The organism is Fictibacillus arsenicus (assembly GCF_001642935.1).
In the GTDB taxonomy this organism is placed as follows: Bacteria; Bacillota; Bacilli; order Bacillales; family Fictibacillaceae; genus Fictibacillus; species Fictibacillus arsenicus_B.
Genome location: NZ_CP016761.1, coordinates 2,334,059 through 2,355,673, shown reverse-complemented (window position 1 = coordinate 2,355,673; position 21,615 = coordinate 2,334,059). Strand labels below are relative to the sequence as shown.

The 21,615-nt window shown below is 38.9% G+C and carries 23 protein-coding genes and 2 riboswitches; of the genes, 22 read left to right on the top strand and 1 reads right to left on the bottom strand.

Annotated features, from left to right (window positions below):
* The first annotated feature begins 1 nt into the window (after position 1).
* The 5 genes from spoVAE to ABE41_RS12125 all read left to right on the top strand — a co-directional run bounded on the left by spoVAE (position 2) and on the right by ABE41_RS12125 (position 4,549).
* On the top strand, positions 2-352 hold the full coding sequence (gene spoVAE / locus ABE41_RS12145; protein WP_066290624.1) for a stage V sporulation protein AE: 351 nt from the start codon (positions 2-4) through the stop codon (positions 350-352).
* Entirely contained in the window at positions 353-949 is a 597-nt protein-coding gene (locus ABE41_RS12140) for a stage V sporulation protein SpoVABEA (protein ID WP_156774266.1), read from the top strand.
* On the top strand, positions 915-2,387 hold the full coding sequence (locus ABE41_RS12135; RefSeq protein WP_066290619.1) for a spore germination protein: 1,473 nt from the start codon (positions 915-917) through the stop codon (positions 2,385-2,387). The genes ABE41_RS12140 and ABE41_RS12135 overlap by 35 nt, the downstream gene beginning before the upstream one ends.
* A gap of 66 nt (positions 2,388-2,453) precedes the next feature.
* Positions 2,454-2,630: riboswitch (Lysine riboswitch) on the top strand.
* A 93-nt stretch (positions 2,631-2,723) separates the two neighbouring features.
* The gene (gene lysA / locus ABE41_RS12130) at positions 2,724-4,046 is read left to right on the top strand and encodes a diaminopimelate decarboxylase (RefSeq protein WP_156774265.1); all 1,323 of its coding nucleotides are present in this window, start codon (positions 2,724-2,726) and stop codon (positions 4,044-4,046) included.
* Between the two features lie 68 nt (positions 4,047-4,114).
* The gene (locus ABE41_RS12125) at positions 4,115-4,549 is read left to right on the top strand and encodes a peptidylprolyl isomerase (protein WP_066290613.1); all 435 of its coding nucleotides are present in this window, start codon (positions 4,115-4,117) and stop codon (positions 4,547-4,549) included.
* Between the two features lie 215 nt (positions 4,550-4,764).
* On the opposite strand, the gene ABE41_RS12115 is transcribed toward ABE41_RS12125, so the two are convergent.
* A complete protein-coding gene (locus tag ABE41_RS12115; RefSeq protein ID WP_172827357.1) occupies positions 4,765-5,277 on the bottom strand; it encodes a DUF309 domain-containing protein in 513 nt (170 codons plus the stop codon).
* 136 nt (positions 5,278-5,413) lie between these two features.
* Between ABE41_RS12115 and ABE41_RS12110 the strand changes: the two genes are divergently transcribed.
* From ABE41_RS12110 to ABE41_RS12030, 17 genes are all read left to right on the top strand, one after another.
* The gene (locus tag ABE41_RS12110; RefSeq protein ID WP_066290605.1) at positions 5,414-6,157 is read left to right on the top strand and encodes a segregation/condensation protein A; all 744 of its coding nucleotides are present in this window, start codon (positions 5,414-5,416) and stop codon (positions 6,155-6,157) included.
* Between the two features lie 6 nt (positions 6,158-6,163).
* Positions 6,164-6,757 carry an SMC-Scp complex subunit ScpB gene (gene scpB / locus ABE41_RS12105; RefSeq protein ID WP_066290602.1) on the top strand — a complete coding sequence of 198 codons (594 nt, stop codon included), beginning with the start codon at positions 6,164-6,166 and terminating at the stop codon, positions 6,755-6,757.
* 13 nt (positions 6,758-6,770) lie between these two features.
* A complete protein-coding gene (locus ABE41_RS12100) occupies positions 6,771-7,130 on the top strand; it encodes a hypothetical protein (RefSeq protein WP_066290596.1) in 360 nt (119 codons plus the stop codon).
* 417 nt (positions 7,131-7,547) lie between these two features.
* Positions 7,548-8,627, top strand: a complete 1,080-nt coding sequence (locus ABE41_RS12095) for a type III polyketide synthase (protein WP_066290593.1) — start codon at positions 7,548-7,550, stop codon at positions 8,625-8,627.
* Between the two features lies 1 nt (position 8,628).
* Positions 8,629-9,183, top strand: a complete 555-nt coding sequence (locus tag ABE41_RS12090) for an isoprenylcysteine carboxyl methyltransferase family protein (RefSeq protein ID WP_066290590.1) — start codon at positions 8,629-8,631, stop codon at positions 9,181-9,183.
* 80 nt (positions 9,184-9,263) lie between these two features.
* Positions 9,264-10,433: a D-alanyl-D-alanine carboxypeptidase family protein gene (locus tag ABE41_RS12085; protein WP_066290588.1), complete on the top strand. Its 1,170-nt coding sequence runs from the start codon at positions 9,264-9,266 to the stop codon at positions 10,431-10,433.
* Entirely contained in the window at positions 10,427-11,020 is a 594-nt protein-coding gene (locus ABE41_RS12080; protein ID WP_066290586.1) for a nucleoside recognition domain-containing protein, read from the top strand. The genes ABE41_RS12085 and ABE41_RS12080 overlap by 7 nt, the downstream gene beginning before the upstream one ends.
* Positions 11,021-11,554: a spore maturation protein gene (locus tag ABE41_RS12075; RefSeq protein WP_066290584.1), complete on the top strand. Its 534-nt coding sequence runs from the start codon at positions 11,021-11,023 to the stop codon at positions 11,552-11,554.
* Positions 11,555-11,646: 92 nt separating this feature from the next.
* Positions 11,647-12,393 (top strand): pseudouridine synthase, encoded by a 747-nt coding sequence (locus ABE41_RS12070; protein ID WP_066290582.1) that lies wholly within the window; start codon positions 11,647-11,649, stop codon positions 12,391-12,393.
* 54 nt (positions 12,394-12,447) lie between these two features.
* Entirely contained in the window at positions 12,448-12,972 is a 525-nt protein-coding gene (resA, locus tag ABE41_RS12065; RefSeq protein ID WP_066290581.1) for a thiol-disulfide oxidoreductase ResA, read from the top strand.
* Positions 12,973-12,984: 12 nt separating this feature from the next.
* Positions 12,985-14,589 carry a cytochrome c biogenesis protein ResB gene (gene resB, locus ABE41_RS12060; RefSeq protein WP_066290580.1) on the top strand — a complete coding sequence of 535 codons (1,605 nt, stop codon included), beginning with the start codon at positions 12,985-12,987 and terminating at the stop codon, positions 14,587-14,589.
* Positions 14,590-14,617: 28 nt separating this feature from the next.
* Complete coding sequence (ccsB, locus tag ABE41_RS12055) at positions 14,618-15,802, top strand: c-type cytochrome biogenesis protein CcsB (protein WP_066290579.1); 1,185 nt, start codon at positions 14,618-14,620, stop codon at positions 15,800-15,802.
* Positions 15,803-15,964: 162 nt separating this feature from the next.
* The gene (locus tag ABE41_RS12050; protein ID WP_066290571.1) at positions 15,965-16,681 is read left to right on the top strand and encodes a response regulator transcription factor; all 717 of its coding nucleotides are present in this window, start codon (positions 15,965-15,967) and stop codon (positions 16,679-16,681) included.
* The gene (locus tag ABE41_RS12045) at positions 16,678-18,465 is read left to right on the top strand and encodes an ATP-binding protein (RefSeq protein WP_066290569.1); all 1,788 of its coding nucleotides are present in this window, start codon (positions 16,678-16,680) and stop codon (positions 18,463-18,465) included. Before ABE41_RS12050 ends, ABE41_RS12045 begins: the two co-directional genes overlap by 4 nt.
* 110 nt (positions 18,466-18,575) lie before the next feature.
* A riboswitch (cobalamin riboswitch) is annotated at positions 18,576-18,759 on the top strand.
* Positions 18,760-19,217: 458 nt separating this feature from the next.
* Complete coding sequence (locus ABE41_RS12040) at positions 19,218-19,622, top strand: DUF4430 domain-containing protein (RefSeq protein ID WP_077363956.1); 405 nt, start codon at positions 19,218-19,220, stop codon at positions 19,620-19,622.
* On the top strand, positions 19,594-20,142 hold the full coding sequence (locus ABE41_RS12035; RefSeq protein ID WP_253805331.1) for an ECF transporter S component: 549 nt from the start codon (positions 19,594-19,596) through the stop codon (positions 20,140-20,142). The genes ABE41_RS12040 and ABE41_RS12035 overlap by 29 nt, the downstream gene beginning before the upstream one ends.
* 634 nt (positions 20,143-20,776) lie before the next feature.
* Complete coding sequence (locus tag ABE41_RS12030) at positions 20,777-21,589, top strand: histidinol-phosphatase (RefSeq protein WP_066290564.1); 813 nt, start codon at positions 20,777-20,779, stop codon at positions 21,587-21,589.
* Positions 21,590-21,615 lie beyond the last annotated feature (26 nt).

Here is a 21,615-nt window from a genome sequence, read left to right as displayed (position 1 = left end):
GATGGAATTTCTATGGGCCTTTATTGTAGGGGGACTAATTTGTGTAGTTGGTCAATTAATGATGGACATTTTAAAATTGACACCTGCCCATGTTACATCATCATTTGTTGTAATTGGAGCTTTTCTGGATGCTTTCGGTATTTATGATAACCTCATTAAATTTGCAGGAGCCGGTGCTACTGTTCCTATCACCAGCTTCGGACACTCATTGCTGCACGGAGCAATGGCAGCAGCTGATGAACATGGATTTATCGGTATAGCAATGGGGATTTTCGAATTAACTTCTGCAGGTATATCATCTGCTATTCTTTTTGGATTTTTAGTTGCAGTTATCTTCGAACCAAAGGGGTGATTGAGGGTGAAAAAACGGGTTATTTTTATAACTGATGGAGATCTTTATGCGCTTCGGGTTGTTGAACATGCTGCCACAATAATTGGCGGACGCTGTATTTCACAGTCTTGGGGAAATCCGACTAAAAAAAGCGGTGAAGAACTTGTTGAAATGATCCGTAAAACCCCTCATGATCCTGTGCTTGTAATGTTTGATGACTGTGGCTTTAAAGGTGAAGGTCCTGGTGAGCAGGCTATGAGAATTATTCATCAACAAGAGGACATTGAAGTTATCGGTGCGGTTGCAGTCGCATCTAAAACGCATTTTGCAGAATGGACAAAGGTTCATTGTTCGATGGACAGATATGGTGAACTCACTGAGTTTGGGATTGATAAAAGCGGAGTGCCTGATTTGGAAACTGGAAGAATCAATGGGGATACGGTCTATATTTTAGATGAATTGAATCTTCCTTTCATTATCGGGGTAGGGGACATCGGCAAAATGGCCGGATTTGATTCCGTAGAAAAAGGAGCTCCCATTACTTTGAAGGCAATCAATCTCATTTTAGAAAGGAGCGAATCTCATGGCAAATACAAAAAACAAAACACCGATCAGTAAAAACATTGAAGAGAACGAAAAGTTCTTAAAGGACCGTCTTGGTATCGGAGTCAGTTTTGATGTTGGGGTACGCAAGATTTTCGTGCTTAAAAAAGAGCTTCAGCTTTACTATTGCACGGGCCTCTGCGACAGTGAATTTATTATAATGCTTTATCGCGAGCTTATGGATATGGATCATGGCCACAGATCTCCTGGGAAAGTAAAGGAACTTGTACATAATCACCTGGCCCATCAGCAGGTTGAACTTACAAAATCACTTGATGAAGCGGTAGACCGTATGCTTTCAGGATTGATCGTCATTTTTCTTGATGGTGAGGAAGAAGCGTTTATTGTAGACGTGAGAAGCTATCCGGGAAGGTCACCAGAAGAACCGGATATTGAAAAAGTTGTAAGGGGAGCTCGTGACGGCTATACAGAAAACATCATTATTAATACAGCTCTTACGAGAAGAAGAATACGGGATGAAAGACTTAGACATGAAATTCTGCAAGTAGGCGAACGATCAAAGACGGATATCTGCATTTCATATATCCAGGATGTTGCTGACCCTGGTCTGGTAGATCTTATCAGAAAAGAACTAAGCAAAATTGAAATAGATGGGATTCCCATGGCGGATAAGACCATTGAAGAGTTTATCGTAAAGCAAGGCTGGAACCCGTTTCCACTCGTACGGTATACAGAAAGACCAGATGTTGCCGCGCAGCATTTAATGGAAGGGCATGTACTAATCATCACGGATACTACACCAAGTGTAATGATCACACCGACTACACTTTTTCATCACGTCCAGCACGCAGAAGAATATCGGCAAACACCATTTATCGGTGCCTTCTTAAGATGGATTCGTTTTAGCGGGATAATCATGTCCGTTTTTTTGGTGCCGATGTGGCTTTTATTTTCAATGCAACAACAGCTGCTGCCTGACTTTATAGACTTTATTGGACCTAATAAAACAACGAATATTCCATTGTTCCTGCAAATTTTGTTTGCTGAAATTGGGATTGATATTTTAAGGCTGGCCGCCATTCATACTCCAAGCTCACTTTCAACGGCAATGGGGCTGATTGCTGCAATTCTGATCGGTCAAATTGCAATAGATGTTGGTTTGTTTGTTCCAGAGGTTATGTTGTACGTGGCCATAGCAGCAATTGGTGGGTTCTCGACCCCAAGTTATGAACTTAGTGTAGCGAATAAAGTAGCCAGACTTGTTCTTATAGTATTAGTGGTACTGTTTAAGGTCCCAGGCTACATGATTGGAGTAACGTTGTTTATTCTTTACTTAAGCACCATAAAAAATTTAAACACGCCATATCTATGGCCGTTCATACCATTTAATCCAAAAGCGTTTTTGCAGATTCTTGTACGGGTTGCCGTGCCGCTGTCAAAAGTGCGTCCTAGCATCGTACATCCGCAGAATAGAAAAAAGCAGCCAAACTAATGTATCTGTCCCTTGTGGATTAAGAAAAATTATGCTAAAATTCATAATTAATTCAATATATGCCTCATTTGAGGTAGAGGCGCAAAACGAATAAGTAGCATATGGAGTTCATGGAAGACGATGAAATATGACGAAAGGTCAATTTGCCGAAGTGTAGAAGGAGATCCATTTCTTTTTATGCTGGGCCGCTGCTGAACAAGCAGCGGACTGTCACTACAACAGTAGTGGAGAGCTATTCCGACATGAGGGCACGGTCAAGACAGCCTGCCTTAATTACGGCTGTCTTTTTGTATTGTCGGGATTGAATTCTCCATCATCATGGAGAGGGGATTAATTGTGAATTTACATGGCACAGCTAAAATCGGAGAAAATAATCATCTTTGGATAGGCGGAGCAGATACGGTCGAACTTGCAAAAAAGTATGGCACACCGCTTTATCTATATGATGTTTCTTTAATAAGAACTAGAGCGAGAGGATTCAAGAAAGCATTTGAAGAAAAGGGTGTTGGATATCAGGTAGCATACGCCAGCAAAGCATTTTCTTCCATCGCGATCATTCAGCTCATGGATCAAGAAGGGTTAAGTTTGGATGTTGTATCCGGCGGGGAACTTTATACAGCACTCCAAGCAGAATTTCCTGCAGAACGGATCCATTTTCATGGCAACAACAAAAGTGTTGAGGAATTAGAGTTCGCACTTAAAGCAGGAGTAGGTTGTATTGTAGTAGACAATTTTTATGAAATAAATCTTTTAAAGACACTTTGCAGACAAGTGAATAAGAAAGTCAAGATCTTATTGCGACTTACACCTGGTATTGAAGCCCATACACATGATTACATCATAACCGGGCAGGAGGATTCTAAATTTGGTTTTGACTTAGGAAGCGGTCAAGCAGATAAGGCGTTGCAAGAAGTCCTTGAGTCTGAGTTTTTCGAGGTACTTGGCATACATTGTCACATAGGTTCTCAAATCTTTGAAACGGAAGGTTTTACGTTAGCAATTGATAAGCTGTTTAGCCACTTTGCGATTTGGGAAGACAGCTATCAATATTTTCCTCGAGTAGTGAATCTAGGGGGAGGTTTCGGTATTCAATATACTTCTGATGACACACCTCTTGAGCCAGAACAGTATGTAATGGCAATGATTGATGAAGTTAATCGTAAAATGGCTCAATTCGAAGGAAAATCAATGCCTGAATTATGGATTGAACCGGGAAGATCGCTCGTTGGAGATGCTGGGACAACGATCTATTCGATCGGTTCACAAAAAGAGATTGAAGGCGTTAGACATTATGTTTCAGTTGATGGCGGTATGACAGATAATATCCGTCCAGCCCTTTATCAAGCAAAATATGACGCATATACAGCAAACAAGATGAACGATAAGCCTGCCCAGACAGTATCAATTGCAGGAAAGTGCTGTGAGAGCGGGGATATGCTCATTTGGGATTTGGAGCTGCCTGAAGTGACGGATCAAGATTATCTTTCTGTATCTTGTACAGGAGCGTATGGATACAGTATGGCAAACAATTATAACCGAATACAGCGTCCAGCAGTTGTCTTTGTAGAAAATGGTGAAGAACAGCTTGTCGTTAAGCGAGAAACTTACGAAGACTTAGTTAGACAGGATGTACCCCTTAAATCAAAGGTTTTTGTGTAAATTAGTTTACGAGGATGTCATTTCACCGTACAATGGTAGGTGAATGAAACATAAGGAGGCCTATTTTAATGAAAAAAGGTTCAATCGAATTTGAAAATGGTGAAAAGATATTATTTGATCTATACCAAGAAGAAGCACCTGGAACTGTAGAAAACTTTGAAAAGCTAGCAAACGAAGGATTTTATAATGGAGTAACATTCCACCGTGTAATTCCTGGTTTCGTAGCACAAGGCGGAGATCCAACTGGAACTGGCGCAGGGGGCCCAGGTTACTCAATTCCATGTGAAACTGAAGGAAATCCTCACAAACACGTAGCAGGATCTCTATCAATGGCTCACGCTGGCCGTGACACTGGTGGAAGCCAGTTCTTTATCGTACACGAGCCTCAGCCGCATTTGAATGGTGTTCACACAGTTTTCGGACAAGTTACTGAAGGAATGGATACTGTTTTGCGCATTAAGCAAGGCGATGTAATGAAAGAAGTTAAGGTTTGGGAAGAATAATCATTAGTTCACTAAAGCTCCGGGTCTCCGGAGCTTTTTTTATGGAAATAGAAGAGGAGGGTCTGTCGGAAATTTCGATAAATATTTTAGATGTGGAAAAAGCGGCCATTACCATGGATAAATTGAAAATTACCCTGATAAAAAACATAAATTTATACGTTATGCAAAAAAATCCTTGCCGGGTACCGCGAATGGCAAGGATTCTAGCACATTTTTTATAAAGTTCGTTTTTTCTGCAATTTTTGTTTTTCTCTTTCTTCGATAACTGGAGTTCTGTCTCTTAATCTATGCTTATGAATGATTTGATCATCAGGAATTCTCTTTGTTTTCCAATCTTCTTCTGTTTTTGCTGATTTTTTTAAGCAAGCGTGAAGAAGAGGATGGCTCATAGGGAGTGCAATAGAAGTAAATTCTTTCTGCTGATCAATTTCTTTTTTTCTGTTCTCTAGTACTTCAAATAAGGTATCAACATCCAATCCTAATTCAATCAAAGCATTTCTTTCTTCATAGAGTTTTTGAATTCCGCTTGTTATCATTCTTTTTGCACCGTTCATATTACTGCGTCTTTGGTGGTAAAGAGCTACAGCGATCTGGATGAGCCCCGGCCATAGGTTTCCTTTCATACCTTCGTTCTTCCAATGCTCCTCGAGTACTTCATGGCACTCAAAAAAATCTTGATCAGTATGGAAATAAATTAAATAATCAATCCAAGCTTTCGGATAATTCAACTTTGTCCCCACCCCTTTGCTTTTACGCATTTAGTTTAACATAGGCTTCTTACGAATAAAAATACAGCTTCTGAATGTTGAAATTATGATATAATTTTATAATACAAAAAACGTTGATAAAAACTGGGGAAATGTTATGCAATATAGTGTGAAGCTTGATGGATTTGAAGGTCCGCTTGATTTGTTGCTTCATTTAATTCAAACATACGAAGTAGATATTTATGATATACCTGTAGCGATAATTACGGAGCAATACTTGCAATATATACATACCATGAAAGAGCTTAAACTGGATGTTGCCAGTGAATATTTAGTGATGGCTGCAACTTTGCTTGCGATAAAAAGCAAGATGCTACTGCCGAAGCATGAAGATGATTTTCTTGATCAGCAGATGGAATTAGACGTGGAAGAAGATCCGAGAGACGAATTGGTGAGAAGGTTAATCGAATACAGGAAATATAAGTTTGCAGCAGATGAATTAAAAGAGAGAGAAGCTGCAAGAAGCTTAGTTTATACTAGAGAACCGCTTGATTTAAGCCAGTTCGAAAAAGATGAAACAGCTCAGCAGGTAACAAATGTAACGCTTTATGACATGCTGCAGGCAATGCAGAAAGTCTTTCAGGAAAAAGTGACTCGGTCACCAAGACAAACGACGATAGAACGGCAAGAAATACCGATAGAAACCAGAATGGACCAGATTAAACAATCACTTCTTTCTGTTGGAGGAAAAAGACGTTTTACCGATCTTTTTGATAAAAGCTCAAAAGAATTTGTAGTAGTTACTTTTTTGGCCATTTTGGAATTAATGAAAGTAAAAAGTATTAACTGTGAGCAGCAAGACCATTTTAGTGAAATTTATATTACCATGATAGAGGAGTAAAAGGATTTGGAACGAGATGAAATAAAAGCGGTTATTGAAGGTTTGCTCTTTGTCAGCGGGGATGAAGGCATAGACAGAAAACAAATTGCACAAGTGCTTGAAAAAGACAGCGGGGAAATAAATGAGATTATTGATGAGCTGAAAAAAAGCTACCTTTCACCTGACAGAGGGATGACGATTGTTGAATATGCGGGATCACTTCAGTTCGTAACGAAACCAGATCATGCAGTTTATTACGAGCGGCTTGTTGAAACTCCTGGTCACTCCACTCTTTCACAAGCGGCTCTTGAAACTTTGGCGATTATTGCTTATAAACAGCCGATTACAAGGTCTGAAATCGAAGAGGTCAGAGGCGTGAAGACAGAAAAACCACTTCAGACTTTATCTGCAAAAGGCCTTGTAAAAGAGGTCGGAAGAGCAGAAGGAACTGGGAGAGCTATCTTGTACGGCACGACCAAAGCATTTTTAGATCATTTCGGCCTTCAGTCGATTAAAGAACTGCCTCCGCTCCCGGAGAACATCCAGGAGGAGAGCGTGGAACAGGAAGCAGACCTATTCTTTTCGAAGTTTCAGGAATCTATATCTTTTGAAGATAACTAAGGGGGAAGCTGATTTGCTGATTCATCATATTGATGGTAGAGAATTAGAAAAAGAAAAACCGAATACATCAGAGGATTTCTTTAACCGTTCAGAAGCATCCTACGAATTAAATGGTGAAAAACATACTTTTCATCTTCTCTATGTACGTTACTTTGAAGAAAAACTTGAAGATGAATTAACTCAGCATGATTTCTGGAAGCAGCATCTTCAAAAATATAAACTACGTGAATTAGCAGCATTAGCAGCACTCAGCAAAAATGATTCATATTTGAAAAGAAAACGAGTTTACATTAACGAATATGAAGATTTTAAGAGTCTTTTTATGGATCCGGATGAAAGAAGATTTACGAATTTTTTAAAGCCATTTGAATAAATATTTTTAAAAGCAGCCAAATAGTCATAGGCTGCTTTTTTTGTAGGCTAATTTCTAAAAGATTGTTGCTTTTGAACCTTTTTTTAAAGTATGCATCTACGACTAGTTGATTGGAGTGGAGGTGCGAGACTCCTGCGGGATCAGCGTGCCAGCTAACATGAGTATTCTTCTCGCAAGGCATCGACGAGGAAACTAGTTCCGCAGGGTTTTATTGTAGACGCAGGAGCCGCACTTTATATATCTTCCACTGGGGCTCACCGCACGCCCCGCGGAAAGCGAGCATCCTGGAGCGGAAATCAACTACTTTAAATGGCAACAATGTATACGAAAACAGCCTTTATGAAGTCCGTTCTGTTTTAAATAGGGGGTTAAGGGTAAATTAAAAATAAGTATAACGAGTCGAAGGAGAGAGATCTTTTGCCCAGAATAGCAGCAGTCGAAACCGTTAATCCTCCGCACAAACTATCGCAAAAAGAAACGATGGAATTTGCAAGGAACTTATTTCAGGATGCATTTTCAGATATCGAACGTTTATTAAAAGTTTTTCAAAATGGTGAGATTTCATCAAGATATTTTGTAATGCCGATTGAATGGTTTAAAGAAAAGAGAAGTTTTCAGGAAAAAAATGATTTATACATAGACTTTGCTACGAATCTCGGAGCAGAATGCATACAAAAATGCATAGGGCCCGCAGACAGTCCAATAATCCCGTATGAAAATATTGACGCAATATTTTTTATTTCCAGTTCTGGGATATCTACACCGAGTATTGAAGCAAGAATTATGAATATGCTTCCTTTTTCCTCTCATACGAAACGAATACCTATCTGGGGCTTAGGATGTGCAGGTGGTGCATCCGGCTTTTCGAGAGCTTTTGATTATTGTAAAGCATATCCGAAGTCAAACGTGATCGTATTGAGTGTAGAACTATGCAGCTTGACTTTTCAGCATGAGGATTTTTCTAAAAGCAATCTTGTAGGTACCTCCTTATTTGCAGATGGTGTTGCATGTGCACTTATATGCGGAGACGAATCAGATGCACATACATCCGCAGAATTAAAGCCTTATATAGTAGATACCATGTCTACTTTAAAGCCTCATTCTGAAGATGTAATGGGATGGGAGGTAAAAGATACAGGTCTATATGTTGTTTTTTCACGCGATATTCCTAATGTAATACGAACTTGGCTAAAACCCAACGTTGATGAGTTTCTAAACCAAAATCATTTAACGGGAGAACAGATTAAAAACTTCATTGCTCATCCCGGCGGAAAAAAAGTACTTCAGGCATATGTTGATGCTCTTGGCCTGCCTCTTTCCAAAACTGATATTTCACGAGATGTACTTATGTCAAACGGCAACATGTCTTCTGCTACTGTATTTTATGTTTTGAAGCAATTTATGGAGATAAAACAAAACGAAGGTGATTTAGGAATTATGGCAGCACTTGGCCCTGGTTTCTCTTCAGAGCTTTTGTTAGTTGAATGGAGGAAGTAACGTGACTTGGTTTCTCATTTTCTGGACTTTGTTAATAATCCAGAGACTTGCAGAAGTGAAAATCGCCAAAAAGAATGAAAAAACTCTCCGATCAAAGGGGGCAGTTGAGGTCGGGAGCAGCCATTATAAATGGATGGTAGCTATGCATGCCTCATTTTTTCTCTTTTTATTTACTGAAGTAATGTTCTTTAATGCAATTTCTCCTACATGGTGGATGATTCCGTTTGTATTGTTTTTAATTGCACAAGTAATTCGGGTTTGGGCGATCACCTCTTTAGGAGTATTCTGGAATACAAAAATCATTCTTCTTCCAGGTGCTGAAGTTGTGGCTAAAGGACCATATCGTTTTATAAGACATCCTAATTACTTAGTCGTATCAATGGAGCTTTTAGTGATCCCATTGATTTTCGGCGCTAATGTTACCGCTTTGATTTTTACAATATTAAATATCTTGATGCTCCGTGTAAGAATTACAGCAGAAGAAAAAGCATTAATGGAACTTACTGATTATGAAAATAGTCATGGTGAAAAACATCGTTTCTTTCCTAGTCAATAAAAGAGCGGAAGTAAATCCCATTCATAACCTGTCCTTGTTTGCATAAACTTTTACAAAACACCTAAAGGGCGGGATTTTGAATGAAACAAATCATTTCACCTCATATTTACATTGTAATATGCTCGCTTATACTTGCAGTTTTCCCGCAAGAAGCAAAAGCTGAACCTGGTGTATCAGCAAAAGCAGCTGTATTGATGGAACAATCCTCAGGGAGAGTTTTATATGGCCGGAATGAACATCGTCCCATGAGAATTGCAAGTATAACAAAAATCATGACTGCTATCCTTGCCATTGAATCAGGAAAGATGCAGGATACTGTAACCATAACCGATCATGCTGCGAGAACAGAAGGATCTTCTCTTTATTTAAAACCTGGTGAGAAAATCCCATTAACAGACCTGGTTTATGGATTGATGCTGAGATCAGGAAATGATTCTGCTGTTGCAATTGCAGAACATGTAGGCGGAAGCTTAGATGGATTTGCATATCTTATGAATCAAAAGGCAGAAGAAATAGGGATGAAACATACACGCTTTAGAAATCCTCATGGACTCGATACACATGAAGACCATTATTCAACTGCCTATGATATGGCACTTTTGACTAAATATGCTATGAACAACGATATGTTTAAAGATATATCATCAACGAAGGTATACCGTTCTGAGCAAACCGGTGAAAAGTGGGACAGAGTGTGGAGAAACAAAAATAAAATGCTGAAGCTATATGAAAATTCCACTGGCGGGAAAACAGGCTATACAAAACGCGCAAAAAGGACACTGGTTTCAACAGCCGAAAAAGACGGAATGGAGCTTATCGCAGTTACACTAAATGATCCTGATGACTGGGAAGATCATAGAAATATGTTCGAGTGGGGATTTCACTCTTTTCAAATGACCGAGCTTATTAAAGAAGGTAAAGTATCAAGTATTAAAGATAGAGGATATAAAGGAAAAGTTGAAGCAAACCGTACTTTTTCTTATCCGTTAATGAAAGAAGAGATTAAGCAGATCTCTTCTTCCATTCATTTATATAAATTGCCCAAGTCTGGTGAATGGGAAGAAGAAGATATTCCTAAGCCCGTAGGAAGGTATTTTATAGATTTAAATGGTTTAAGAATAGCAGATTTACCCCTTTATTATGATGGAAAAGCATTAATAAAACCTCATAAAGATGGCATTTGGACAACATTTAAAGACATGCTGAATCAGCTATTCTTTGCAGCAAGGGAGCATAATGGCTCATGGTGAATTACATTTGGGTCGGTATGATGGTGATTGGATTTGCTGTTGCAGCTTTTAATGGCAACATGGATAAAGTAAATGCAGCAATTTTCACAAGTGCAAAGGAAGCAGTAACTTTGAGTTTTGCTATGATAAGTATTCTCGTGTTTTGGCTTGGGATTATGAAAATAGCAGAAAAAGGCGGATTGTTAGAAGTCCTTGCATACCTTTTCCGTCCAATTGTTAAATGGCTATTTCCTGATATTCCAAAAGATCATCCGGCACAGGGATACATTTTATCAAACATGGCAGCAAATCTGCTAGGACTGGGAAACGCAGCCACACCAATGGGTATAAAAGCAATGGAACAGCTTAAGATACTTAATGGCGGAAAGAACGAGGCTAGCCGTTCGATGATCACATTGCTTGCTATTAATACGTCCAGCATTACATTGATTCCTACCACAATCATAGCTATAAGAATGAGCTATAACTCTCAATCTCCAACTGATATCGTAGCCCCGACTCTTTTAGCGACAGCTGTTGCAACGGTTGGAGCTATTCTGATCGACAGGTATTACTATTACCGCTCCTTGCAAAAGGGAGGAAAATAGATGAATTTCGTCCAATCATTTTCGATTTGGTTTATTCCTCTTTTGATTGGTTTTATATTGCTCTATGGAACCTACAAAAAAGTTCCAACCTATGAAACTTTTGTTGAAGGTGGAAAAGAAGGGTTTTCCATTGCGATAAATATTATTCCATTCTTAGTTGGTATGTTAGTAGCCATATCTGTTTTCAGAGCTTCGGGAGCATTAGATTATGTTATGCTCGCTATGCGACCCATATTTTCATTGTTTCATATACCAGCAGAAGTTGTTCCGCTTGGATTGATGAGAACGATTTCAGGCACAGGTGCACTTGGTATGACTTCTGATCTCATCGCAACTCATGGACCCGACTCTTTTATTGGAAGGTTGGCTTCAACCATACAAGGAAGTACGGATACGACATTTTACGTACTGACAGTGTATTTTGGGGCGGTGGGAATTAAAAAAATGAAATATGCTTTAAAGGTTGGTCTATTAGCAGACTTAATCGGATTTTTAGCATCCATCGCTGCGATATCACTTCTTTTTTACTCATAAAACGAATAAAAAGAGCCTTTAAGGCTCTTTTTACGTTTATCGTGGTTGAGAATTACGAATAATGAAGGTATGATGAGACATGAGGTGAAATCATGGAACGATTGCAAAAAGTGATTGCTCAGAGCGGTATAACTTCCCGAAGAAAAGCAGAGGAATTAATCCGTGAAGGCAAAGTGAAAGTGAACGGAAATGTTGTGACCGAACTCGGCACAAAAGTCGGTACAAAAGATAAAATTGAAGTGAACGAAATTCAAATTCAACGGGAACAGCCCGTTTATTTTTTGATGTATAAACCTTCTGGAGTAATAACAGCAGTATCTGATGATAAAGGACGCAAAACAGTTGCTGATTATTTCAAAGATATCATCGAACAGCGAGTATTTCCGGTTGGCAGATTAGATTATGACACTACAGGTGTACTTATCATGACAAATGACGGAGAATTCGCGAATGTGCTGATGCATCCACGGTACCAGTTAGATAAAGTGTATATTGCTAAAGTGAAAGGAATTCCACCGCGAGAAAAGATTAAACAGCTTGAACGAGGGATTCGCCTGGAAGATGGTATGACTGCACCTGCTAAAGTGAAAGTTACTTCTATCGATAAGAAGAAAGGAACAGCAATCGTAGAATTAACGATACATGAAGGAAAGAACCGTCAGGTCAAGCGAATGCTAGAAGCGATCGGATGTCCTGTTATGAAGCTGAAGCGCGAAAGATATGGATTTCTTGATCTTAGAGGACTTAATCCAGGTGAGTTTAGAGAATTAACTCCACATGAAATAAAGCAGCTAAGAAATATGGCTGTCACACAAACGTCAAAAAAAAGCCGTAGATAGGCTTTTTTTTCAAGTTATAGTAAAATGGAAGCGGCTAAAAGGAGCGGATAACTTTTGAAGAGAAAAAGATTATGGTTTCGCTCTGCTTTGCTTGCCATCTTAGTATTAGCGATCGGTTATACAATCTATAACAGTATCTATGAAGAAAATGGTACTTACATAAAAAAGGGAGACACTGCTCCTAATTTTGTACTTACTGATCTTAATGGCAACCGGGTTGAACTTGAAGATTACCGGGGAAAAGGTGTCTTCTTAAATTTTTGGGGAACGTGGTGCAAGCCATGCGAACGGGAAATGCCCTATATGCAAAGACAATATGAAACCTACAAAAAACAAGGTGTAGAAATTCTTGCTGTAAATGTCAGTGAAACAAATGTATCAGTAAAAAACTTTGCAGATCGTTACCGTCTGACCTTTCCAATACCGATGGATAAACAAAGAGAAGTAACGAAAGCATACGGTATAGGCCCTATTCCAACTACGATTCTTATTGATAAAAATGGGAAAGTGGTGGGACGAACTAGTGAATCACTGTCTGAAGAGAAAATTATTTCCTTTATGGAAAAAATCAAGCCGTAACGGGGTGAAAAGATGCAATCAATAACATGTGAATGCGGCCACTCCAATCCTTACGGTACAAGCCTTTGCCAAGCCTGTGGGAAACCACTGGATAACGACGTTGAAGTACTAACAAGCATGCGTTATGAAGGAAGCGCCAGAAGATCGCAAACGTATAAAAAAACGTTTGTAGACCATACCTGGAACTTCTTTTCTTCTGTAAGAGTTGGAGTGTGGCTGATTATCATCATACTGGTCGCTGCTGCAATCGGGACAATTTTTCCTCAAGAAACGTTTATCCCGCCAAATGTAGATCCCGCGACTCATTATGAAAGCGAATACGGAACCCTTGGATTAATCTATTATTTATTGGGCTTCCATAATCTTTACGGATCATGGTGGTTTATCATACTTCTGGGAATGTTAGGACTTTCTATTATAATTGCGAGCCTTGATCGCGGAATCCCGCTTTATAAAGCCTTAAAAACACAAAGAGTAACAAGGCATGATGAATTCATGAAGAACCAGCGCTTGTTCTCTGTAAGCAAGGAAGTTGAGTTAGAAGACGTTAAATATACGCTCGAATCATTACGGTATAAGGTGCGAGAAGAAAAAGGCAATCTCTTTGCTGAAAAAGGACGTTTTTCAAGGTGGGGCGCATATGTGAACCATGTCGGACTAATTATCTTCTTAACAGGTGCAATGCTCAGATTCTTTCCCGGCATGTATGTAGATGATATTTTGTGGGTCAGAGAAGGCGAGAAAGCGTCTATCCCTGGGACAAAGAGTGAAGAAGGACAATATTACTTAGAAAACAAAGAATTTATTCTCGAAATGTATGATAAGGAAGAAAAGAAGTTTAATAGTGCACTGAGTACAGTAGATGGTGAAGTAGCTAAAAACTATCAAAGCAATGTGACACTATACAAAACAAAGCCTAATCATACAATAGGAGAGGAGCCTGAGTTAGTCAAAGTAAAAGACGGTGAAATCCGTGTAAATGAACCTTTTAAATTTGATTCATTTGCTCTCTATCAAACTGATTTTAAGCTGAATGAATTCAGTAAAATGAGTTTCGAATTAGAGGAGAAGGCAACTGGCAAAAAATTTGGAAAGCTGACTGTTGATCTTCATGAACCGGAGAAAAAGTATGATTTGGGAAATGGGTATAGAGTAGAGATTGAGGAGTATTTTCCAAACTTTATTCTTAATGAGCAAAATCAGCCTTCAACAGTAAATAATTTGCCTGATAACCCTGCTTTTGTATTTTCAATGTATTCTCCTGAAACTCCAAATGGTGAAAAAGCTTTTGTAGGGATTCAAAAGAACATAGAAGCTGGTGAGAATCAATTTAAAATGTCCTTTGCAGGTATAGAGACAAAGGACTTAACGGCTCTGACGATTAGAAAAGACCATACGCTCTGGATTATTGCTCTTGGCGGAGTAATTTTTATGATAGGTGTTACGCAAGGATTATATTGGAACTATAGAAGAATTTGGATCAAACAAAATCAAGATGGAGTGTGGGCAGCAGCTCACACGAATAAGAACTGGTATGGCTTGAAAAAAGATTTAGATTTCCTTAGTGAAAAGACAAGCTTAACTGCTTTAGTTGATAAGGAATCTAATACTAAATAGCAGTACAGTTCATGCAGGAGGGTTTAGGATGGCTGAAATTAGCAGTACGCTATTATATAGCGCATTCATGATATATTTAATTTCTACCCTGTTTTTTGCGATGTCTATTTCAGATAAGAAAAATGAAAAAGCAGCACATACAAAAAAGTGGGGTAAAATGGGTTTCATTAGTGCTTGCGTTGGATTTTCAGCGCAGCTTGGCTATTTCATTACAAGATGGATTGCCAGCGGACATGCTCCAGTAAGTAACTTATTTGAATTCACAACTTTCTTTGGGATGATGATGGTACTTGCCTTTATCATTTTATACTTGATTTACCGTACGAATGGTTTAGGTGTTTTCGCGATGCCGGTTGCCTTGCTTGTTATTGCTTATGCAAGTATGTTTCCGAAAGATATCTCACCCCTTATTCCAGCACTGCAAAGCGACTGGCTTAAAATTCACGTAACTACTGCAGCTTTAGGTGAAGGAATACTCGCTATTTCGTTTGTTTCGGGTCTTATTTATTTAATTCGTACTGTCGATCAATCTGTTTCTTCTAAAAAGACGAAGTGGATTGAGATAATCTTGTACAGCTTAATAAGTGTAGTAGGTTTCATAATTATATCCATGGCTTTCAAAGGTGCAGGTTATGAAGCAAACTTTGAAATCATGAACGATCAGAACCAGCCGGAAAAAATTGTTTACGAGATGCCTGCTATTGCAGGACCAGCAAACGGAGAACAGCTGGATGAATCATTCGGTCCTCTTTTTTCCACTCCATCATGGATGAATGGTGCAAATGCATCTATTAAATTAAATACGTTTATTTGGTCTCTTTTATCAGGGGCTATCTTGTATGGGCTGCTTCGAATAATCTTAAGAAAAAGAATTGCTGCGGCACTTCAGCCGAAAGTGAATATGAATCCTGAACTTCTTGATGAAATAAGCTATCGTGCGGTAGCAATCGGCTTTCCGATTTTTACCCTTGGTGCTTTGATTTTTGCAATGATTTGGGCTCAACAGGCATGGTCGAGATTCTGGGGCTGGGATCCTAAAGAAGTTTGGGCATTAATTACTTTCTTGTTCTACGCTGCTTATCTTCACCTAAGACTATCAAGAGGCTGGCATGGCGAAAAGTCTGCATGGCTTTGCGTGTTAGGATTCTGGATCATTACATTCAACCTTATCGCAGTAAATCTAGTATTAGTAGGATTGCACTCATATGCATAATAGAAGTTTCATAAAAGTCTCTCTTTAACAAGAGGGGCTTTTTTATAGAGTAAAATGAAGAGTATCCTGTTTGTTCCAACAGGAAGAATTCATGTATGATAGAAACAGGATATGATAAGAATAAATTTTTCACTATGATTTTATGTGGAGGCTTGAAAAATAATGAATACAGAAGCAAAAATTTTAGTGGTTGACGATGAAGAACGAATTCGCAAATTATTAACGATGTATCTTGAAAGAGAAAACTATGAAGTTCATGAAGCAGAAAATGGAGAAGAAGCACTTCAAATGGCAGTATCAATTAATTTTGATCTTATTCTGCTTGATTTGATGCTTCCGGGTATGGACGGTATTGAGGTGTGTGAAAAACTAAGAGAAAAGAAAGCCACTCCAGTAATTATGCTGACAGCAAAAGGTGAAGAGCTAAACAGGATCCAAGGATTTGAAGCTGGTACAGATGATTATATCGCTAAGCCATTCAGTCCAAGAGAAGTCATTCTGCGTGTTAAGGCACTTTTGAGAAGATCTTCACCGACAAAATTCCTTCAAACGGAAACCGTTGCAAAAAATGTGGTTGTATTCAAGCATCTAACAATCGATCATGACGCTCATCGTGTTACAGCAGGTGGTAAAGAAGTAAACTTAACACCTAAAGAATATGAACTGCTGTACTATTTAGCCAAAACTCCAGATAAAGTTTATGCTCGTGAGCAGCTATTGAAGGATGTATGGAATTATGAATTTTTTGGTGATTTAAGAACAGTAGATACACATGTTAAAAGACTTCGTGAAAAATTAAACAAAGTCTCTCCAGATGCAGCCTCGATGATTGCAACAGTTTGGGGAGTAGGATATAAATTTGAGGCGGGAAATGAATGATTTGGAGAAGTGTTGTAGGCAAACTTTCGGTAACCATTTTGTTGCTGGTCTTAGTTGTACTGACAGTGCTGACAATATTGCTTACCCAGTTTTTCGAAAATTTTTATGATAATCAGGCAAGAGAACAACTAACAAAAATGGCAGACAGGCTTGTTCTGATTATGGAGAATGATGAAAATAAAGAAGAAGCCATTAGGATCACAAGTGAAATGGCAGAAGCTTATTCAATGTCCATTATGATTATTGACGAAAATCAAGAATCATTTATCACACCAAATTCTTTTAGTGACGCGCCTTATATTCCAGTTTCTGTCTTTAGTGATAATGAACAATTATCTTCAGTGGTGGATGAAGGAAAAAAGATTTATATCAACGATGATTTTCCGGTTCTCTCGAAAGGCAATGAGTCTGCCCATACAATGATTATTTACGGTGAACCATATAAAACAGGAAACGGTAAAGGCGGCGTATATGTTTACCAATCGATCGAGAATATAACAAAAACTACAAACCATACGAAATACCTTATCTTTTTAGCGGCAGGTATAGCAATTATACTTACGATCATATTTGCTTTCTTTTTATCTACACGAATTACAGCTCCTCTAAGAAAAATGAGAGAAGCAGCTACATCTGTTGCAAAAGGTGAATTCGATATGAAGGTGCCGATCTTAACACATGATGAGATCGGTGAACTAGGAATGACCTTTAACCGGATGGGACGTCAGCTAAAAAATAATATTACAGCGTTGAACCAGGAAAAAGAACAACTTACGAGTATCTTGAGTTCAATGGCAGATGGTGTTATTACGTTTGACAGAAAGATGAAAATCCTTGTAACTAATCCTCCGGCTGACCGCTTTTTACAAGCTTTTTATTATGAATCAGGCATGAAGAGTGAAGTGAAAGGAACTGTTCCAATAGCTGTTACTCAGCTTTTTCAGCAAGTTGTTTCCCTTGAAAGCGAGCAGATGACTGAAATTGACATTCAGGGACGTTCATGGGTTATCGTTATGACACCTTTATATGATCACTCGGTAATTCGAGGTGCTGTGGCGGTTCTTCGCGACATGACAGAAGAGCGGCGAATGGATAAATTGCGAGAGGATTTCGTTGCAAACGTTTCACATGAGCTTAAAACACCAATAGCGATGCTTCAGGGATACAGTGAAGCTATTGTAGATGATGTTGCAGAATCAGAAGAGGAAAAGAAGGAGTTAGCAGGTATCATCTTGGATGAATCAAAAAGGATGGGAAGGCTTGTTAATGAATTGCTTGATCTTGCCAGATTAGAAGCAGGACATATGAAGCTCCACTATACACTATTAGCAATTCCGCCATTTGCAGAACGAATAGTACGGAAGTTTCAAGGTCCTGCTAAAGACAGAGACATTCAGCTAACGCTCGAAATTTCTGGTATCCGTAATGAGATGGAGATCGATCCTGACCGAATTGAGCAAGTTTTAACAAACTTAATAGATAATGCCATTCGCCACACTTCACATGGGGGATTCGTTCGTCTGACTATAGAATCAAGTGAAATGGCAGTTAAGTTTTTCATTAAAGATAACGGATCAGGAATTAAAGAGGAAGATCTTCCATTTGTTTTTGAACGGTTTTATAAAGGCGATAAAGCAAGAACAAGAGGAAAATCAGGAGGTACTGGTCTAGGTCTTGCAATCGCCAGAAACATTGTGGAAGCACATGGCGGCCAAATTAATGTTCATAGTAAAAATAATGAAGGTACGACATTCTCATTCGTAATACCTCGAACTGTGAAATAAATTATCATACTTTCCCGATTAATCTTGTTTCATAAGGAACAGCGAACAGATCGAAAAAATGATTTCACAATTTTCTCCAGTCGGTTATAATTGGATTGTAAAAAGAAAATTTCATAAGTGTTTAAACAGGTGCTGTCCTAATCGGACAAGCATAATAGGGAAAACGGTTAAATTCCGTTGCGGTCCCGCCACTGTAATTGTGAGAAACCTAATTGATCTGCCACTGTGAAAACGGGAAGGCGTTAGGGGACGATGATCAAGAGCCAGGAGACCTGCCTGTTTTGTACATGACATGGCCTACGAGGATAGGGGGGTGTTAAAGCAGTGCCATTAAACGGCCGCTGTTTTCTGCCTGGATACCAAATTATCAATCTCCTTCGTAGTCGAAGGGGATTTTTTTGTTTGGTGATTTAAAAGAAAGCTGTTTTCGCAACCATTGTTGCTTTTTAAAATAGTTGATTTCCGCTATAGGATGCTCGCTTTCCACGGGGCGTGCGGTGAGCCTCCTGCCGCTATGCGTCATTAGGAGTCTCACCTGACCGCTTCATGGAAGTATCCTTGCTCCTGCGTCTACAAGTAAATGCTACCGATGTGAGCTTCCTCGTCGCATGCCTAGCGAGAAGCTTCTCAGAGGTAGGCACGCACCTTGCGCTTCAATCAACTTGCAAATGAAGCGAGAAACGAGACTCAAAAACAACAATCTTTTAGAAAACAGCTTAAAAGAAAAAAGATTACAACAAGAAAGAGGTTTTATGATGAAAAAACTTATTTTAGTATTTGCAGCATTGATGATGTTAATGGCTGGGTGTGGAACATCTGAGACAAAGAAGGCTTCTGATCAGCCAAAAACTGAAGAAAACAAAAAAGAACAAGTAACCGTCCAGATTACAAAAGATAACGGCAAAGAGAAAGTTGCAGAAAAGAAAGTAGCAATTACGGAAGAAACTACAATCATGGATGTTATGAAGGATAACTTTAAGATCGAAACTCAGTTTGATGATTCTTTTATCAGCAGTATTGAAGGGATTGCCGGAAGCGAACAGGATAAAACATCATGGTTCTTTTCTGTTAATGGTGAAGAAGCAATGAAAGGTGCAAAAGAAATCACATTGAAACCTGGTGATACCGTTGAATTTGACTTCCACAAGTATGAATAAACTGACGATCAGAAGGATTACGATCATTGCTTTGCTTGCAGCGATCTTAACTGTAGGACGCATCGCCTTTGCAATGATTCCAAACGTTCAGCCAAACACAACGATTCTAATATTAGCATCATTTGTACTTGGACCTGTTCAAGGGCTTATTTTAGCTATATTAAGCACTTTAACAACAAACTTATTTTTAGGTCACGGCCTATGGTCATTCGGACAGATGATCGCTTGGGGGATTATCGCAGTTTTAAGCGGTCTCCTCGAAAAATACCGTCATAGAATGCCATGGTGGGTCATGAGCTTATATGCAAGCTTCTGCGGCTTTTTGTTCGGTTTCATAATGTCGGTAATAATGGGCGGGGTCATTACACAAAAATTCTGGCCTTATTATCTGGCAGGTCTTCCATTTGATGTGAACCATGCGATTGGAAATGCGGTATTCTTTGTAGTGCTATACAAACCTCTCCTATATATTATGGAGAAGCAGCTTAACAACAATATTAACAAAACAGCCGCCTATTAAGGCGGTTTTTTATTTGGCCCCTGTTAAACTTCATTATTTAGTTAAGAAAATCTGCGGCACCCTTAGCGAAAAGGCTCTTCTCTAAAAGATTGTTGCTTTTGGGGTCATTTTTTCATTCTCTTCATTTGCAAGTTGATTGGAGTGCAAGGTGCGAGACTCCAGCGGGATCAGCGTGCCAGCTACCTGAGTATTCTTCTCGCAAGGCATGCGACGAGGAAGCTAGCTCCGGCAGGATATTCTTGTAGACGCAGGAGCAGCACTTCATAGATCTTTCATTCACCAGGGCTCACCGCACGCCCCGCGGAAAGCGAGCATCCTGGAGCGGAAATCAACCACTTTCAAGAGCAACAAAGTTTGCTAAAACAGCCTAGCGAAAAAACGGTCTGCCAAGATAACACACTCTAATTTTAAAAATCGAGTTCAAAAATTTGATTAATTGAATAGGATAGTAAAGTTGATTCTTGAATTTTAGGAGGACAAAATGAGAGACTATCTTAATCGTTTTTTTGCGGTGTTATTTTTAACACTCTGTATCAGTGTGCTTTTTATCGGAGTAAAACTAGGAGCATAAATGCTTGATTGAAAGAGATATTCGTGGTACATATGGTTAAACGTTTTTTTAAAGGAGACCAATATGCTGACAGATTACCATGCTCATCTCGAAAAAGGAACATTAACGATTGATTACTTAACGAAATTTGTGGAGACAGCAAAACAAAAAGGAATCGAAGAATTTGGGATATCTGAACACGCTTATCATTTTTATGAAACGAAAAACATTGTTTCTAAACCTTGGATGGAAGAAAGACGCTATTATGCGATGGACGACTATGTAAATCTGTTTAAGAAAGCAGAAAAGTTAGATCTAGACGTAAGAATGTCTATTGAAATGGATTATACCCCATGCCGCCACGAAGAGATGGAATCCTTCATTTCATCTTATCCCTTTGATTACGTGATTGGCTCTGTTCACTGGGTTGACGATTTTGGAATCGATCTTGCTGAATTCAGAAAAGAATGGGATCGAAGGGATCTGTACGAAACATATAGAGCCTATTACGATCAAATCATAACACTGGCACAATCAAATCTTTTTGATATTGTAGGACATATTGACTTGGTGAAAATTTTTAATCATGTTCCAAAAGACGAGGAATTTTTAATGGAGCAGTATGAGAGGGTAACAGACGCTTTGAAAAATTCAAAAACATGTGTGGAAATTTCTTCAGCGGGTTTACGTAAGCCCGTCGGGAGATTATACCCTGAACCCGAGCTGCTTTCACTATGCTATAAAAAGGGTATTCCTATCGTTTTATCTTCTGATGCCCATGAACCTCATCAAGTAGGGGAAAACTATGAAGCTTCTATCGAGCTTGCAAAAAAGACAGGATATACAACACTGATGACTTTTAAAGACGGTGAACGAAAAGAAGTTGAATTAGGATAACTAAAAAACTTGGCTTATCAGAGCCA